The organism is Streptococcus pseudoporcinus LQ 940-04, assembly GCF_000188035.1.
Classification (GTDB): Bacteria; Bacillota; Bacilli; order Lactobacillales; family Streptococcaceae; genus Streptococcus; species Streptococcus pseudoporcinus.
Window position 1 is genome coordinate 1,759,059 of the sequence record NZ_AEUY02000005.1, and the last position, 15,462, is coordinate 1,774,520.

The 15,462-nt window shown below is 36.6% G+C and carries 14 protein-coding genes; 5 read left to right on the forward strand and 9 right to left on the reverse strand.

All coding sequences use genetic code 11. The features are described 5' to 3' along the window. Positions 1-3: 3 nt before the first annotated feature. From STRPS_RS09955 to miaA, 3 genes are all read right to left on the reverse strand, one after another. A complete protein-coding gene (locus STRPS_RS09955; RefSeq protein ID WP_007893401.1) occupies positions 4-645 on the reverse strand; it encodes a hypothetical protein in 642 nt (213 codons plus the stop codon). Then, positions 638-1,876 (reverse strand): GTPase HflX, encoded by a 1,239-nt coding sequence (hflX, locus tag STRPS_RS09960; RefSeq protein WP_100068856.1) that lies wholly within the window; start codon positions 1,874-1,876, stop codon positions 638-640. The genes STRPS_RS09955 and hflX overlap by 8 nt, the downstream gene beginning before the upstream one ends. A gap of 90 nt (positions 1,877-1,966) precedes the next feature. Next, positions 1,967-2,857 (reverse strand): tRNA (adenosine(37)-N6)-dimethylallyltransferase MiaA, encoded by an 891-nt coding sequence (miaA, locus tag STRPS_RS09965; RefSeq protein WP_007893294.1) that lies wholly within the window; start codon positions 2,855-2,857, stop codon positions 1,967-1,969. Between the two features lie 133 nt (positions 2,858-2,990). Between miaA and STRPS_RS10520 the strand changes: the two genes are divergently transcribed. Then, the gene (locus STRPS_RS10520; protein WP_007893139.1) at positions 2,991-3,167 is read left to right on the forward strand and encodes a DUF3042 family protein; all 177 of its coding nucleotides are present in this window, start codon (positions 2,991-2,993) and stop codon (positions 3,165-3,167) included. A gap of 158 nt (positions 3,168-3,325) precedes the next feature. On the opposite strand, the gene trhO is transcribed toward STRPS_RS10520, so the two are convergent. Beyond that, positions 3,326-4,312: an oxygen-dependent tRNA uridine(34) hydroxylase TrhO gene (trhO, locus tag STRPS_RS09970; RefSeq protein ID WP_007893342.1), complete on the reverse strand. Its 987-nt coding sequence runs from the start codon at positions 4,310-4,312 to the stop codon at positions 3,326-3,328. Positions 4,313-4,479: 167 nt separating this feature from the next. On the opposite strand from trhO, the gene STRPS_RS09975 reads away from it, so the two are divergent. Next, entirely contained in the window at positions 4,480-4,785 is a 306-nt protein-coding gene (locus STRPS_RS09975) for a hypothetical protein (RefSeq protein WP_007893225.1), read from the forward strand. A gap of 84 nt (positions 4,786-4,869) precedes the next feature. On the opposite strand, the gene glgP is transcribed toward STRPS_RS09975, so the two are convergent. The 3 genes from glgP to STRPS_RS09990 form a co-directional block, all read right to left on the reverse strand. Continuing rightward, positions 4,870-7,134: a glycogen/starch/alpha-glucan family phosphorylase gene (glgP, locus tag STRPS_RS09980; protein WP_007893001.1), complete on the reverse strand. Its 2,265-nt coding sequence runs from the start codon at positions 7,132-7,134 to the stop codon at positions 4,870-4,872. Between the two features lie 21 nt (positions 7,135-7,155). After that, complete coding sequence (gene malQ / locus STRPS_RS09985; RefSeq protein ID WP_007893120.1) at positions 7,156-8,655, reverse strand: 4-alpha-glucanotransferase; 1,500 nt, start codon at positions 8,653-8,655, stop codon at positions 7,156-7,158. An 80-nt stretch (positions 8,656-8,735) separates the two neighbouring features. After that, positions 8,736-9,773, reverse strand: coding sequence for a LacI family DNA-binding transcriptional regulator (locus tag STRPS_RS09990; RefSeq protein ID WP_007893407.1), 1,038 nt, complete (start codon positions 9,771-9,773; stop codon positions 8,736-8,738). A 210-nt stretch (positions 9,774-9,983) separates the two neighbouring features. Between STRPS_RS09990 and STRPS_RS09995 the strand changes: the two genes are divergently transcribed. From STRPS_RS09995 to STRPS_RS10005, 3 genes are all read left to right on the forward strand, one after another. Further along, positions 9,984-11,234, forward strand: coding sequence for an extracellular solute-binding protein (locus STRPS_RS09995; RefSeq protein WP_007893113.1), 1,251 nt, complete (start codon positions 9,984-9,986; stop codon positions 11,232-11,234). 232 nt (positions 11,235-11,466) lie between these two features. Beyond that, positions 11,467-12,828: a carbohydrate ABC transporter permease gene (locus STRPS_RS10000; protein WP_007893216.1), complete on the forward strand. Its 1,362-nt coding sequence runs from the start codon at positions 11,467-11,469 to the stop codon at positions 12,826-12,828. Beyond that, entirely contained in the window at positions 12,828-13,664 is an 837-nt protein-coding gene (locus STRPS_RS10005; protein ID WP_007893334.1) for a sugar ABC transporter permease, read from the forward strand. The genes STRPS_RS10000 and STRPS_RS10005 overlap by 1 nt, the downstream gene beginning before the upstream one ends. 270 nt (positions 13,665-13,934) lie before the next feature. Here the strand turns inward: STRPS_RS10005 and dltD are convergent, their stop codons facing one another. Both dltD and dltC read right to left on the reverse strand, forming a co-directional pair. After that, entirely contained in the window at positions 13,935-15,227 is a 1,293-nt protein-coding gene (dltD, locus tag STRPS_RS10010) for a D-alanyl-lipoteichoic acid biosynthesis protein DltD (protein ID WP_007895094.1), read from the reverse strand. Next, positions 15,220-15,459 (reverse strand): D-alanine--poly(phosphoribitol) ligase subunit DltC, encoded by a 240-nt coding sequence (gene dltC, locus STRPS_RS10015; RefSeq protein WP_003084403.1) that lies wholly within the window; start codon positions 15,457-15,459, stop codon positions 15,220-15,222. The genes dltD and dltC overlap by 8 nt, the downstream gene beginning before the upstream one ends. Between the last annotated feature and the right edge of the window lie 3 nt (positions 15,460-15,462).

The following is a 15,462-nucleotide window of genomic DNA, read 5'->3' on the forward strand; positions in this document are numbered from 1 at the left end:
GTCCTATACTTTCTCTTGATTGATATAAATTTGGCATTCTTTTTGCTGGAATGCATAATATTTGTTCCCCTGATATTGCTGACTAAGAGCGACGACTTCTTGGGCATTATAGCCTGATAAAAGGATAAGCTGACCAGATTGAGTGCCTTTAGTCAAGAGGGCACCTTCTAAATCGATCTCCTTGGCATTCTCAAATGGAAAAGGCCTTGGTTGCATTTTAATCATACCCGCTTCAAGAAAAACCACATAGTGGGGGAAAATTTGAGCAAGCTCAAATAAGAGGGCATCAGATATAGCTTGGATACCTTCTGAAAAAACAAGCGCTACTTCTTTAGCATTCTCAAAAGTCAAACCAAAAGAACGTCCTGAAAGATTTAAACGTACAAACGGTTTTTCTTCTAAGAAGCTTGGTTGCTTTTGAAAAAGCTCAAAAGCCTCACTAAGTTCAAAAAAGTAATCAGTTGCTGCCTTTGGAGATTGTTTTTGATAAATCTCAGCAAAATAGGCATTAATGACACTTGGTGGTGGTGTGATAACTTTTAATTTTTGGTCATGGCTTAAAGGCTTCAAAATTGTCTCTAAGTAAGCTCTGTCAAGTTCTGTAAAACCACCCAGTTTCATAGCAAGTGCAACATAATCAATCATAAAATTCTTCTAATCTCCATTTATGTTTAGGGTTAATATATCCTGAAATCTCTTCAACTTCCTCTTCAAAATGATAAGGGTCTAGTAGCGCAATTTTATTTAAATCATACAATTTATAAGCCTTTTCTTGATGCACTTTAAGCGTAAAGGGTTGATATAAGTCCCGAATATGATCACTAATAATCCGTCTCAATAGCAATCTACTTTCAGGATCCTTGGCTGATAATCTTACGTTTGGAAATGCTGTCGCAGTGAGATGATCCGCTTGATCCATTTTATTGTAGATAACAAGACGAGGGATATCGAGCATCTCTAAGTCTTTCAAAATAGCTAGAACGACCTTTTCCTGTTCAGAATGATTTGGATCACTGGCATCAACAACATGCAAGAGTAAGTCTACATAACGACTCTCTTCTAAGGTTGATTTAAAAGCCGCCACTAATTCTGTTGGTAAATCTTGAATGAATCCAACGGTGTCTGTTAAGGTTGCTCTAAATTGATTTTGTATGTAAATTTGCTTTGTCGTAGCGTCCAAGGTCGCAAAGAGCTCATTAGCTTCATATTGACCATCATCAGTCAAGACATTCATAATTGTTGACTTACCAGCATTGGTATAACCAATCAAACCAATTTTAAAAGTGTCAGATTGTACTCTTCGTTCACGAATCGTTTGACGATTTTTTTCAACAATAGCAAGTTGTCTCTCAATATCAGAAATCTGATGCCTAATTGAACGACGATTCAGCTCTAGTTGACTTTCACCTGGTCCACGACTGCCAATACCACCTGCTTGGCGACTGAGCATAATCCCTTGTCCGACTAATCGAGGTAACATGTATTTCAGTTGTGCTAAGTGAACCTGTAATTTGCCTTCGTGACTACGCGCACGCATGGCAAATATATCTAAAATTAACTGCATACGGTCAATAACTTTAACTCCTAGTATTGCTTCTAAATTTGCATTTTGTCTGGGCGTTAGCCGATTATTGACAATGACAGTATCAATGGCGTCAGCATCAATCATCAGTCTGATCTCCTCAAGTTTGCCGGAACCAATAAAGGTTTTACTATCATATTTTTCTCTTTTTTGGACATAAGAGTTAAGAACCTTAGCACCTGCTGTTTGGGCTAGACTAGCTAGTTCTTCCATGGACATATCACTATTTTCTGTAGTCTGTAAGATAACACCTACTAGGATTACTCTTTCTTGCTCAACTTTTGTCTCTGTCATCACCATAGGCTAACCCTCCAAATTTCGTAACCTTTATTATACCATAAAAAGTCCCACTACTTGCAACATTAAATGCAGTGGTTATGAGCCTTAATCTTCTAAAAAGGCGGTCACTTTCTGCTCAATAGCCAAAGGGTAGTCACTAGCAGAAATGGGATAGAAGTCTACCGCCATTCTGTTTCGAAACCAAGTTAACTGCCTTTTGGCAAATCGTCGCGTATTCTGCTTTAAATGAGCACTTGCTTCTTCTAAGGTCTCTTCGCCCCTAAAGTAGGGGAATAATTCTTTATAACCAATGGCTCTACTTGCTTGTGCAGTCGGGTAATGATCAAAGAGCCACTTGGCTTCCTCTAATAGCCCAGAAGCCAACATCCTATCAACTCTTTGATTGATTCTATCATAGATAAGCTCTCGTTCATCATTTAATCCAATAATCATACTTTGATAGGGAAAAACCTGATTGCTTAAGTCCTGACCAAAGCGCTGTAATTCTAAGGCCCTGATAGCACGTCTACGGTTCAATTCAGGAATAATTAATCCCTCCTTTTCTACCATGGCGAAGATTTCTTTCGTTTCCAAAGTTTCTAAATCCTTACGGTAGCTTAAAAGAGCTTCCTGGTCAAGATTTCCACCTAGATGGTATCCCTCCAGTAAACTTTGTAAGTAAAGCCCAGTCCCTCCTACAATGATCGGAAGTTTTCCCTTTGCTAAAATCCTATTGATCGCTTCTTTGGCATCTTTGACAAAATCAAAGGCAGAATAAGTATCAGTGACCTCTCGAATATTAATGAGGTGGTGAGGGGCTGCTTCTTGTTCTGCTGGAGTCGCTTTTGCTGTTCCAATATCCAAATGACAATAAACCTGTTGACTATCACCTGAAATAATTTCACCATTAAACAATTGTGCTAACCTTATGCCCAGCGCTGTTTTTCCAACTGCTGTTGGGCCAACGATGACAAGGATTTTTTCTTTATTTGACATAATCTTCTTTCTTGTTTTATTCTCTCAAAAAAATACCTTTTTCTTGATATTTAGAGGAAAATTCGTTAACATATATTATAACATAAGTCTTAAATTGAACAGAATTCACGCCTTATAGAAAGGGAAAATAGTTATGTCTAAGAATTATCAATTCGCTAAAGGTTTAGCAACTGGTGTCCTGGCTACTGCCGCAACTGTTGCAGGTGCGGTCTTTGCAGTCAAAAAAACAATTATCGAACCTGAGGAAGAAAAAGAAGCATTTGTAGAAGAAAATCGTAAAAAAGCAGCACGTAGACGTGTTGCTCGCTAAATCAAAAAAATCTAAGCACTGGCTTAGATTTTTTTGATTTCTAGACTATGAATACCAGGGTCAGGGGGGCTACTAGAAGGGAAAATAGCTTCCTTTACAGCTTTTAATCTCCTCCTAAACTATAAAGAAGAGACTCAAACAGAATCTCTTCTTTACGGCTAAACTGTTTCTAGCTCTGGCAAATGCTCACCAATTGCTTCTAAACGGCTAGCCCATTCTTGACGGCTTAGCCCATTTTCGGCGACATAGCGATTCCGTTCATGAGCTCGACATTCTGGCGAACACCCACGGACATATTTGGCTTCATTAGCCTCTGAAGCAAAAATTTGCTTGTTACAGAAAGGGTTAGCACAATTAACATAACGTTCACAGGGTGCATCATCGAAATAATCTCTTGCAATTACTGTTGGATTGACATGATTAATCGGCACTGCAATACGTTCATCAAAAACATACATTGCCCCATCCCAAAGCTCACCTTGAACTTCTGGATCTTTACCGTAGGTTGCAATTCCACCATGTAACTGACCGACATCTTTGAAGCCTTCACGAACCATCCAACCAGAGAATTTTTCACAACGAACACCACCTGTACAGTAGACAACAACCCGTTTTTCCATGAACTTGTCCTTATTATCTCGAACCCACTGAGGTAAGTCACGGAAATTACGAATATCTGGGCGAATTGCTCCACGGAAATGCCCTAAATCATATTCGTAGTCGTTACGCGTATCTAATACAACGGTATTTTCATCTAAGAGGGCTTCTTTAAATTGCTTAGGATTCAAATACTCACCAGTTAATTCTAAAGGATTGACATCTTCATCAAACTCGTTGTCTTCTAAGCCAAGGTGAACAATTTCTTTTTTGTAACGAACAAACATTTTTTTAAAGGCTTGCTCGTCTTCTTCATCCATTTTAAACCATAAGTCGGAAAAGCGTTCGTCACTATGAACCCAATCCATATATTTCTGAGTAGTCTCATAATCTCCAGAAACAGTGCCGTTAATGCCTTCATCAGCGATTAAGATCCGACCTTTTAAGCCAATTGATTTACAAAAAGCTAAATGTTCCGCAGCATATTCCTGTGCATTTTCAATAGCAACATATTTGTAGTAGAGTAAGACTCTAATTTTTTCTGACATGATATCTCCTATGTTATCAAAAGTTTTACACACTATTATACCGTCAGTAAAGGATGAGACGCAAAAAATAAGCTTGCTCAATAGTTCACAAAAGTCGAAATAATTGACTCCAAAATTGAAATATGACAGAATGGGGCTACATCAATAGTTAGTAAAAAGGAGACCTTATGTCCTACGAACTTTGTCTTGAATATGGCACTTATCCCCTTACTGTTCTTAATGCACAGCTTGACCAGGATAATGCCATTCCAAGATTTATCAAAGACAATCAAGCATTGTTAGATAAATTAGACCGTGTAAATACACTCTTTCATGAACTTTTCTTAACGATTGAGTGCCAATTCCATTATATTGGACATGAATTTCCTGAAAAAAGACAAGCCATTGCGCAGCTATACCAAGAAATCGTTCAAGAGTTACAAGAAAACTATGCTGAGCAAGAGATTAAAATTCACCGCCTTTTAATCTCTTAACTCTTGACCAGTGAGCATCCCATTTCATTTTAAACATAATAAGAAAACCTCAGTCCTATACAACTGAGGTTTTTAGGTATGAAACTAATTTGAATGCCAGATTTCTTGATTATATTGCTCAATCGTTCTATCTGAAGAGAAGAAACCTGCTTTAGCAATATTATTTACAACTTTAGTCATCCACAATTCCTGATTCTCGTAATCAGCTAACATTTTTTCTTTTACATCAATGTATTCTGCCAAATCAATCAGGGTCATGAACCAGTCTTTATTGATAAGTTCTTTGTAAAGACGTTCAAGTCTAGACTCATTTCCTAGTTCAAGCAATTTTGGACTAATAATAAAGTTAACGGCATCCTTGATTTCTGGGTGACTATCATAATAGTGTTTTGAAACATAGCCACCGTCAGCATACAAGTTAATAATTGTATCTGAATCTTTACCAAAAGTATAGATATTATCCATTCCTGCTAATTCTGCAATTTCAACATTAGCTCCATCCATCGTTCCTAAGGTTAAAGCACCGTTAAGCATAAATTTCATATTACCGGTTCCAGATGCTTCTTTTGAGGCTAAAGAAATCTGCTCAGAAATATCACTTGCTGGAATTAAATGTTCTGCTACTGTCACATTGTAATTTTCAACCAGGTGAACATTAAGATAAGGACTAACCTCTGGATCATTATTAATTAATTCTGATAGGCAAAGAATTAAGTGGATGATATCTTGGGCAATGATATAGGCAGGTGCTGCTTTACCACCAAAGATAACCGTAATCTTACGTTTTGGAAGATTGCCTTTTTTAATGTCTAGGTATTTGTGAATAACATAAAGGGCATTCATTTGTTGACGTTTATATTCATGGAAACGTTTGATTTGTGTATCAATAATTGAATTTTCATCCAACTCAATCCCTTTATTATCTTTCAGGTAACGTTTCAAGGATAGTTTGTTCTGATGTTTGATTTCTGCCAATTTGGCATGAACTGTTTTGTCATCAGCGAAGGCTAACAATTTCTCCAATTTTGAACTATCTGTAAGATAATCATCACCGATAAGTTCTTTAATATAATCAGCTAAGTCTTGATTAGCAAATTCTAACCAACGACGGAATGTTATCCCATTAGTCTTATTATTAAATTTTTCAGGATAAAGGTCATAGAACGCTTTTAATTCACTGGTCTTCAAGATTTCGGTATGAAGGGCTGCTACTCCGTTGACACTCGTTGCAAAATGAATATCCATGTGTGCCATATGAACACGACCAGATTCATCAATGATCTGAACAGATTTATCAGCGACTTGTTTCGCAATCAAATCATGTAATTTTTCAATAATAACAACTAAATGAGGAACAACTTCATTCAAATAGTCTAACGGCCATTTTTCAAGAGCTTCTGCTAAGATAGTATGATTTGTATACCCAACCATTTTCTTAACAATTGACACTGCCTCGGCAAAATCAAAACCATGCTTTTCAGTTAATAAACGAATCAATTCTGGAATAACCATTGACGGGTGAGTATCATTGATTTGAACGTAAGCGTAGTCTGCCAAATCATGTAAGTTTGAACCACGTTCAATTGCTTCATCAATTAGGAGTTGGGCCGCATTTGACACCATGAAATATTGTTGGTAAATACGAAGTAACTCGCCATTGCGGTCAGAATCATCTGGATACAAGAATAGCGTTAAATTCTTTTCAATCTCAGTTTTATCAAATGAAATGCCGTCTTTAATTAAGCCGTAGTCAACGCCTTCAATGTCAAACAAGTTTAAATAATTTTTTGTTTCACATTGGTAACCCAGAACATCAATGCGATCTAAACGAGATTTCAGTGTGAAATTTTTGAACGGAATATCGTAGGAAATATTTGTTGGAACCAACCATGATTGGTCTTCAATCCAATAGTTAGGTTCTGCTTCCTGTTCATTATGTTTAAAAACTTGCTTAAAGAGTCCACAGTGATAATTGAGACCAACCCCTTCACCATTGATTCCTAAACTTGAGATAGAATCAATGAAACATGAGGCTAAACGTCCCAAACCACCATTCCCTAAAGATGGTTCTAATTCCACGTCTTCTACTTCAGCCATGGATTTGCCAGCCTTAGCTAATTCTTCCTTGATTTCTTTATAAATACCCAAGTTAATGAGGTTGTTTGATAATAATTTACCAATAAGAAATTCTGCCGAGATATAATAAACCTTACGCTTTGCAGTATTCTTAGCTTTATGAGCAGCGGCCTCTTTGACATAATGGAGTAGTGACAGATAAATGTCTTCATTTTTTGCTTGGGATAATGGTTTTCCAAGACGATTCTCAGTGTAAGTTGTGAAAGTTGACATTTTTACCTCTTTTCAAAAATTTTAGTGTGTATTCGCTCGACCATAACGTTCTGTTAGTTGGGTTAAGTAAGTTTTATGGTCATCAGTTAAGTCATCTGCCAGCATGCGCCACTGCCAATTGCCACCGACAGTATTTGGCATATTCATTCTGCTCTCAGCAGGCTTATCTAATAAATCTTGCATACAAAGGATGGCGTAATCACAGACTGATGCAAAGATGGTACGTAACATAGCCTTAGTAATAGGTTCCTGATCAGATTTAGCAAGATAAGCATTGACAAATCGTGCTTGCTTAACAGTCAAGTTTTCATACCAGCCATTGATAACTTCATTATCATGAGTTCCAGTATAGGCAATATTGTTCCTATCGTAATGATGGGGTAAGTCAAAACTTTGACTTGTTTCATCATAAAGACCAAATTCTAGTATTTTCATGCCAGGGAAGCCGGTAGCTGCTAATAGTTTCTCTGCTCGAGCATCAATGTAGCCCAAGTTCTCAGCAATAATTGGAAGTTCCCCTAGCGCATTTTTCACGGCTTCAAATAGTTCAAAGCCTGGTGCTGAAGCCCAGTGGCCATTTTTAGCAGTCTTATCTCCGCCAGGAATTTCCCAAAAGTCAGAGAAGCCTTTAAAATGATCAATACGAACAAGATCATACATTCGGCAACTTTCTTGAATACGGAAAATCCACCAAGCAAAATCTGTTTTGAGATGATTATTCCAATCATATATGGGATTGCCCCAAAGCTGGCCATCTTCACTAAAGCCATCTGCTGGAACTCCTGCTATATAGAGTGGTTTTTTGTCTTGGTCCACCTTAAATAATTCAGGCATTGTCCAAACTTCAACACTATCAGCGGATATATAAATAGGCATATCACCAATAATTTGGATCCCCTTTTGATTAGCATATTCTTTCAATGCAAACCATTGCTTGAAAAAGAAATATTGACAAACTTTATGGTAATTGATAAGGTCCGCTAACTTCTCTTGATAAGAAGCCAACACTTTCTGATCACGTTTGACAATAGCCACATCAGGCCAGTCTTGTAGAGCTTTATTGCTAAAATGTTCTTTAATGGCCATAAAATCTGAATAGTCTGCTAGCCAACTTGCACTTTGTACAAAAGTTTCTAACTCTTTTTTCCCATCGGCTGACGCTAAAAAATTGGCAACGGCTTTTTCTAAAATAGGACGCCTTGCTGAGAAAATGGTAGCGTAATCAACGGACTCAGGATCAGATCCAAAGAAAACGCCTGTAAAATCTGATTCTTTCAAATAACCTGCTTCAACTAAGAGATCAAAATCAATAAAATGGGTATTACCAGCAACAGCTGAAAACGACTGGTAAGGAGAATCTCCAAAACTGGTTGTTGTTAAGGGCAAAATTTGCCAGTACCTTTGCTTGGTCTCTTTTAAAAAATCAACGAAATCATAAGCAGATTTACCAAATGTACCAATTCCAAATTGACCTGGTAAGGAGCTGATATGCATGAGGACTCCACTTGCACGTTTATTCATTCTAATACCTCTCATAATAGTGACTATGATGAGATTATAACGCAAGCGTTTGCGTAAGTCAATAAAAAAACAATATTTTTTCAAATACTGCTTTTCTTACTGTTTTTTAAATTACGAACACTCTCTCTAATCTTGAGTGTAAAGGGCACAAAAATTTTTTGACTAAGTGACTGTTCTTTTGAACTGATAATATCCATCAACTGCTTAAAACTTGTGATTCCCAAATTCTCAACATTAATATCAAATGTTGTTAAGTAAGGATGAACCAACTTACAATAAGTTGAATTGTTAAAGGTAATGATGGAAATATCATCTGGAACTTTCAGGCCATGGTATGAAAGTAATTGGATCATTCGGACACTTAAAACATCACCTATGACAATCAAAGCAGTTGCTCCAAAATCAAAAATAGTTTCGGTGAGTTCTTCGACACTTATTGGATCACTACGGTCAAAAAGCAACATTGGTTTTGATTCCAAATGTAATTTCATACAGCCCTTAAGGTACCCAATATAGCGCTCAGATGCGACTTCTGATTGGAGATCATCTGTGATAAATAAAATGCGTTTATGACCGTTATTATGTAAATAATTAATTGCTGTTTTGGCCATTAACTGATTATCATTATCTATATAAGTGATATTATTTTCATCACCTTCAGGTGCTCCGACAATTACAAAGGGGATTTTATTAGCCATTAAATAGTGGCGAACAGGATCATTTAACTCAGAATATAAGATAATAAAACCATCAACCCTCTTTTGAAGGTGCATCAATTTAACTTGTTCTTCAAGGGCTTCGACTGAATTACCAGTTGCGATAGAAATGGTAAAGTGATATTTCTTTGCTTCATTAGTAATCGTTGATAGTATTTGCATGAAAAAAGGCTCTGACAACCGATCAGTAAAGGTTATTGGGGGAAAGACCAAACCAATGTTATGCGTTAAGCCACTGGCTAATATTTGCGCCGCAAGGTTTGGAACATAACCCAATTCTTGCATCGCTTTTCGAACTTTCTCCTTTGTTTTCTCAGAGATAGATTTATTATCTTTTAAAACCCGACTCACAGTTGATGGGTTTACTCCTGCCTTGTGTGCAACATCTTTTATTGTTACCATTCATACCTCTCATATATAAGAACACTTGTTCTTATTCTACTGTGTTTTTTTCCATTATACAATTATCCTTAGAAAAATCAAATCCTCCCTAAAAGTTTTAACAAATCTATTTTTTTGATATTTTTTTGAAAAAAATCAAAAAAACTATTGACAGAAACTGCAAACGGTTGCATAATAGACTTATAAAATATTTCTTAGGAGGAAATGGCTATGAAATCATGGCAAAAAATTATCGTCAGCGGAGCAAGCTTAACACTTGCAAGTACTCTTTTGGTAGGTTGCTCGTCAGGTTCAAACGATAAGAAAGAATCTGCTTCATCAGACTCAAAAACAATCAAATTATGGATTCCAACTGGATCTAAGAAATCTTATGCTGATACTGTTGCTAAATTTGAAAAAGATTCTGGCTATAAAGTAAAAGTTGTCGAATCTGAAGATCCAAAAGCACAAGAAAAAATTAAAAAAGATGCCAGTACTGCTGCTGATGTATTCTCCCTTCCTCATGATCAATTAGGACAACTTGTTGAATCTGGTACTATTCAAGAAGTTCCTGCCAAATATACAAAAGATATTACTAAAAATGACACAGAACAAGCCATTGCTGGTGCTCAATATAAAGGCAAAACTTACGGTTTCCCATTTGGGATTGAATCACAAGTCCTTTTCTACAATAAAGAAAAATTAAGTGCTGAAGATGTTAAATCATATGAATCAATCACGTCAAAAGCTACTTTTGGTGGAAACTTTAAACAAGCTAATTCCTATGCTACTGGTCCTTTATTTATGTCCGTAGGCGACACCTTATTTGGTCAAAACGGTGAAGATGTTAAAGGAACAAACTGGGGTAATGATAAAGGTGTTGCTGTTCTTAAATGGATTGCTGACCAAAAAAATAATAAAGGATTTGTTAGCTTAGATGCTAATAATACCATGTCTAAGTTTGGTGATGGCTCAGTTGCTTCATTTGAATCAGGGCCATGGGACTATGCAGCTGCTCAAGGAGCTATCGGTAAAGACAAGCTCGCTGTTGCTGCCTATCCTAAAGTAACCATTGGTGGTCAAGAAGTTCAACAAAAAGCCTTCCTTGGTGTTAAACTTTATGCAGTTAACCAAGCCCCAGCTAAAGGTGATACAAAACGTATCGCAGCAAGCTACAAACTTGCTTCATACCTAACTAACGCTGAAAGCCAAAAAAATCAATTTAAAACACGTAATATCGTTCCTTCAAACAAAGAAGTCCAATCTTCTCAAGAAGTCCAATCCAATGAACTTGCAAAAACAGTTATTACAATGGGTTCATCTTCTGATTACACAGTGGTTATGCCAAAAGTTAGCCAAATGAGTACTTTCTGGACAGAAAGTGCAGCTATCCTTAGCGATGCTTATAACGGCAAAATCAAAGAAGGTGACTTCCTCGCAAAATTACAACAATTTGATAAAGATATCGCTACAACAAAATAATAATTGTTGAACACCACAAACAAGTTCAGGAGTTGTTAATCATCAGATTACTCGGTTGTCTTCTCCAATAGGGAGTGGATCTAGGTCTCAGTACTTATAGGGATTTAGACCACTCCTACTTGTTTTTTATTTAAATGCTTAGCTGCATGCTACGTAAACTTTTAAGTGATTTAAAGGTTTACGTAACATTTAGCTATGTTAGCAAAACTATCCTATACAAAGGAGAATATTTATGATACAAAAAAGCTTGGTACCAGAGGTCAGTGTGACTGACGCATTAAAAAAAGGTAGTTGGGATATTAAGCTATCTGCATTGATTATGGGGTTTGCCAATCTTGCCAATAAACAAATCATTAAAGGTTTACTCTTTTTAATAAGTGAAATTGTTTTTCTAATTGCCTTTGTCAGCCAAATCATTCCGGCTTTTAAAGGTATTATCACCTTAGGAACTCAAACCCAGGGTATGGTTACTAAAACCATTGATGGGATTAAATTGCAAGTTGCCGTAGAGGGCGATAATTCCATGCTAATGCTTATCTTTGGGTTAGCAGCAATCATTTTCTGCTTAGTCTTTGCTTACATCTATTGGTGTAACCTCAAAAGTGCTAGAAACCTCTATCTTCTTAAAAGTCAAGGCGAGAAGATCCCTACATTCAAAGAAGATTTTCTCACATTAGCCAATGGTCGTTTTCACATGACCCTAATGGCTGTGCCATTGATTGGGATCCTTCTTTTTACCATTTTACCACTGGTTTATATGATCTGTTTGGCATTCACAAACTTTGATCATAATCACCTACCACCTAAATCACTCTTTGACTGGGTTGGCTTTACAAATTTCGGTAACATTTTAAGTGGTCGCATGGCAGGTACTTTTTTCCCTGTCTTCTCATGGACACTGATTTGGGCTGTTTTTGCTACCGTGACTAACTTCTTCTTCGGTATTATTTTAGCCCTGTTGATTAATACCAAAGGCTTAAAATTGAAAAAAATGTGGCGGACAATTTTTGTTATTACTATCGCCGTTCCACAATTTATTTCATTATTGATTATGCGTAATTTGTTAAATGATGAAGGCCCAATAAATGCCTTACTCTATAAACTTGGGCTTATCAAACATGCCTTACCATTTTTATCTGATCCATTATGGGCAAAATTCTCAATTATTTTTGTTAACATGTGGATTGGGATCCCCTTTACCATGTTGATCGCTACTGGTATTATTATGAACCTACCAAGCGAACAAATTGAAGCTGCTGAAATTGATGGCGCAAGCAAATTCCAAGTGTTTAAATCCATCACTTTCCCGCAGATTCTCTTAATTATGACACCAAATCTAATCCAACAATTTATTGGTAATATTAATAACTTTAATGTTATTTATCTCTTGACGGGCGGCGGACCAACAAATTCACATTATTATCAAGCTGGAACAACTGATCTTCTCGTCACATGGCTCTACAAACTGACCGTTACCGCTGCTGACTACAATCTAGCCTCAGTTATCGGTATCTTAATCTTTGCTGTATCTGCAATTTTCAGTTTATTAGCTTATACTCGTACGGCATCATACAAGGAAGGAACTGTTAAATAATGAAAAATAAACGTCGATTCCAACTTGGTTTAGTTTACACAACCTTAACAATACTTGCTATTGTATGGCTGTTTCCAATTGTTTGGGTTGTCCTAACAAGTTTTCGTGGCGAAGGAACAGCCTACGTTAACTACTTCCTTCCCAAAACTTTCACCTTAAACAATTACATCATGTTATTTACCAATGAGTCATTTCCTTTTGGTCGTTGGTTTGCTAATACTTTTATGGTCGCTTCAGCCACCTGTATCATTTCTACCTTCATTACAGTGGCTATGGCCTACTCCCTCAGCCGGATTAAATTCAAACATCGCAATGGTTTCCTTAAATTAGCGCTTGTTCTTAATATGTTTCCTGGCTTTATGAGCATGATTGCCGTCTACTATATCTTGAAGGCACTAGGTTTAACACAAACCTTAACCGCACTTGTACTTGTCTATTCAGCCGGTGCAGCTTTAGGATTCTATATTGCTAAAGGATTCTTTGATACCATTCCATATTCCTTAGATGAATCAGCAATGATTGATGGGGCTACAAGGATGGATATCTTCTTTAAGATAACTTTACCCTTGTCAAAACCTATCATTGTTTACACAGCTCTTTTAGCATTCATGGGACCTTGGATTGACTTTATCTTTGCCCAGGTTATCCTAGGTGATGCCACAAGCAAATATACCGTTGCTATTGGACTCTTCTCAATGCTACAAGTTGATACTATTAATACTTGGTTCCGCGCTTTCGCTGCTGGCTCTGTATTAATTGCAGTACCGATCACTCTCCTCTTTATCTTCATGCAAAAATATTACGTTGAAGGTATTACAGGCGGATCTGTTAAATAGATCTCAAAAGAAGTTAAGCTTAAGAGACTCTATCAGAAATAGGCAAAGCACCTTACTTTAAAGTAACTGATTAATAAAAAACCTAGAAACCTGAACAAACAGGTTTTCTAGGTTTTTTATATTTCTCTAAGTAAGTAACTAAAGTTCTATATACATAAAAAGAGAGGGACAGTTGTCCTCTCGAGGTTTCGTTTTTGATATAGCCATTAGAAGGAAGCTTTTACAATGATTAGCTTCTTTTTGACTTAGGCATTTGCCCATTTTAAATTACTAGGGAGTATTTGTTACTTTTGTGTTTTTATCTTCTTTACTGGCTACAAAAGGTTTTTTCGCCCATTCTCTGGAATAAAAGTAAGGATTCATTTTATAGTGGTTAGTGTGTTTTTCTACTTCTAAAAAGGGTTGTACCATTTTATCAACTGCTAACCAACCATTCCAGCCCATATGAATAGTATCTTCCATAAAGTAAGGCTCACCACCTTTATTTGAAAAGTCGGCGATTTGCTTAAAACCTTGTGAGTTTAACTGATATTTTATTTTATGAACTGCATCTAAATATTTATCCTGACTAAGTCCAGTATACTTAGCCCAGAGCTGATTAACTGGCGGAATAATAAAGAGAACGTCTGTATTTTGTTTAGCAAATTCAGTTAATACTAGTTGGAAATCATTGTATTCTGGGGAGTTAATATAGACGTTGTTCCGCTGGAATGACCGGTATTTCGCAAGGTCCGGTGCAATCCGTGTACTATAAAAACTATTTTTAATTCCAAAGGCGTTATTATTGGTAGCTGCTTCCCCACGTTTAATAGCCAACTCTGTTAAGTGATTATAAGAAAATTTCTTTGGAAGCCCTTTAACACGTGGCATAATACGAGTATCAAAAGTATCTGATTTAGCTAAAAATGAAAAAAGTGACTCTTCTCTTAAAGAGATATTATACTGTAGTCTTAGTGTATATTTATCCCAGAAACTCAGTGCTTGCCCTAAACTAATTTTCTTTAATAATTTGGCCTTTGCGACATCAGGATTCATTTCCAACATGCGTTTAGCAGCAAAGCGGTAGGCGGTCTCTTCTTGGTTTGCATGTAGCAAAAATTCATATATCTGAGTTTTTGAAAGGTAAGTTTGAATAGCACCTGAATCAGTTCCCTGAGGTGTAAACCACTGTGGCGATATGACAAAGACTGCTTTTTTGTTTTTAAGGTTATTGATCATCTGTTGCATACCATAGTAATGCACCAAAGATTGTGATCCACGATTACCTAACAGATATGGACGATAGCTTCGCTGGTACTTTTCAGCAATAATGGATGGATGCATACTATCCATTCGACTCCATTCACTAGAACCAAAAAAAGGAACAAAACGATGTTTAGGATCATCTAAAGCTTGACGCTTTACTAAGCTGTTTTTAAAACTATTATTTGTAATAGCAACAGCACTTCTTTTTTCAGCCATCAGTGAATGGGGTAAACTACTGGGAAAAGCAAATATGGTAACTAAAACTAGCATTAAAGCCGCAACTAGGGGCCCTAATATATAAGCTAATTTTTTAAGCATTTTGAAGTTCCTTTACACCTTCAACAATTTTTGAAACGGTATTCCAATCTTCCCGTCCAAATTCTGATATGGGAACCTTAATATTAAAGAGTGACTCTAATTCAACAATGAGTTCAACTGTTCCCAAACTGTCTAATACGCCAGCATCAAACAAATCTTCATCTTTCATATCTGAAACATCTTCCATAAAAAGACGATCAAAAGCATCAATAATAGTTTCTTCAATAGTCATAAT

Bases quoted from the DNA above. Each gene is read 5' to 3' on its own strand.
- STRPS_RS09955 (WP_007893401.1), bottom strand. From the start codon at position 645: ATGATTGATTATGTTGCACTTGCTATGAAACTGGGTGGTTTTACAGAA.
- hflX (WP_100068856.1), bottom strand. From the start codon at position 1,876: ATGACAGAGACAAAAGTTGAGCAAGAAAGAGTAATCCTAGTAGGTGTT.
- miaA (WP_007893294.1), bottom strand. From the start codon at position 2,857: ATGTCAAATAAAGAAAAAATCCTTGTCATCGTTGGCCCAACAGCAGTT.
- STRPS_RS10520 (WP_007893139.1), top strand. From the start codon at position 2,991: ATGTCTAAGAATTATCAATTCGCTAAAGGTTTAGCAACTGGTGTCCTG.
- trhO (WP_007893342.1), bottom strand. From the start codon at position 4,312: ATGTCAGAAAAAATTAGAGTCTTACTCTACTACAAATATGTTGCTATT.
- STRPS_RS09975 (WP_007893225.1), top strand. From the start codon at position 4,480: ATGTCCTACGAACTTTGTCTTGAATATGGCACTTATCCCCTTACTGTT.
- glgP (WP_007893001.1), bottom strand. From the start codon at position 7,134: ATGTCAACTTTCACAACTTACACTGAGAATCGTCTTGGAAAACCATTA.
- malQ (WP_007893120.1), bottom strand. From the start codon at position 8,655: ATGAATAAACGTGCAAGTGGAGTCCTCATGCATATCAGCTCCTTACCA.
- STRPS_RS09990 (WP_007893407.1), bottom strand. From the start codon at position 9,773: ATGGTAACAATAAAAGATGTTGCACACAAGGCAGGAGTAAACCCATCA.
- STRPS_RS09995 (WP_007893113.1), top strand. From the start codon at position 9,984: ATGAAATCATGGCAAAAAATTATCGTCAGCGGAGCAAGCTTAACACTT.
- STRPS_RS10000 (WP_007893216.1), top strand. From the start codon at position 11,467: ATGATACAAAAAAGCTTGGTACCAGAGGTCAGTGTGACTGACGCATTA.
- STRPS_RS10005 (WP_007893334.1), top strand. From the start codon at position 12,828: ATGAAAAATAAACGTCGATTCCAACTTGGTTTAGTTTACACAACCTTA.
- dltD (WP_007895094.1), bottom strand. From the start codon at position 15,227: ATGCTTAAAAAATTAGCTTATATATTAGGGCCCCTAGTTGCGGCTTTA.
- dltC (WP_003084403.1), bottom strand. From the start codon at position 15,459: ATGACTATTGAAGAAACTATTATTGATGCTTTTGATCGTCTTTTTATG.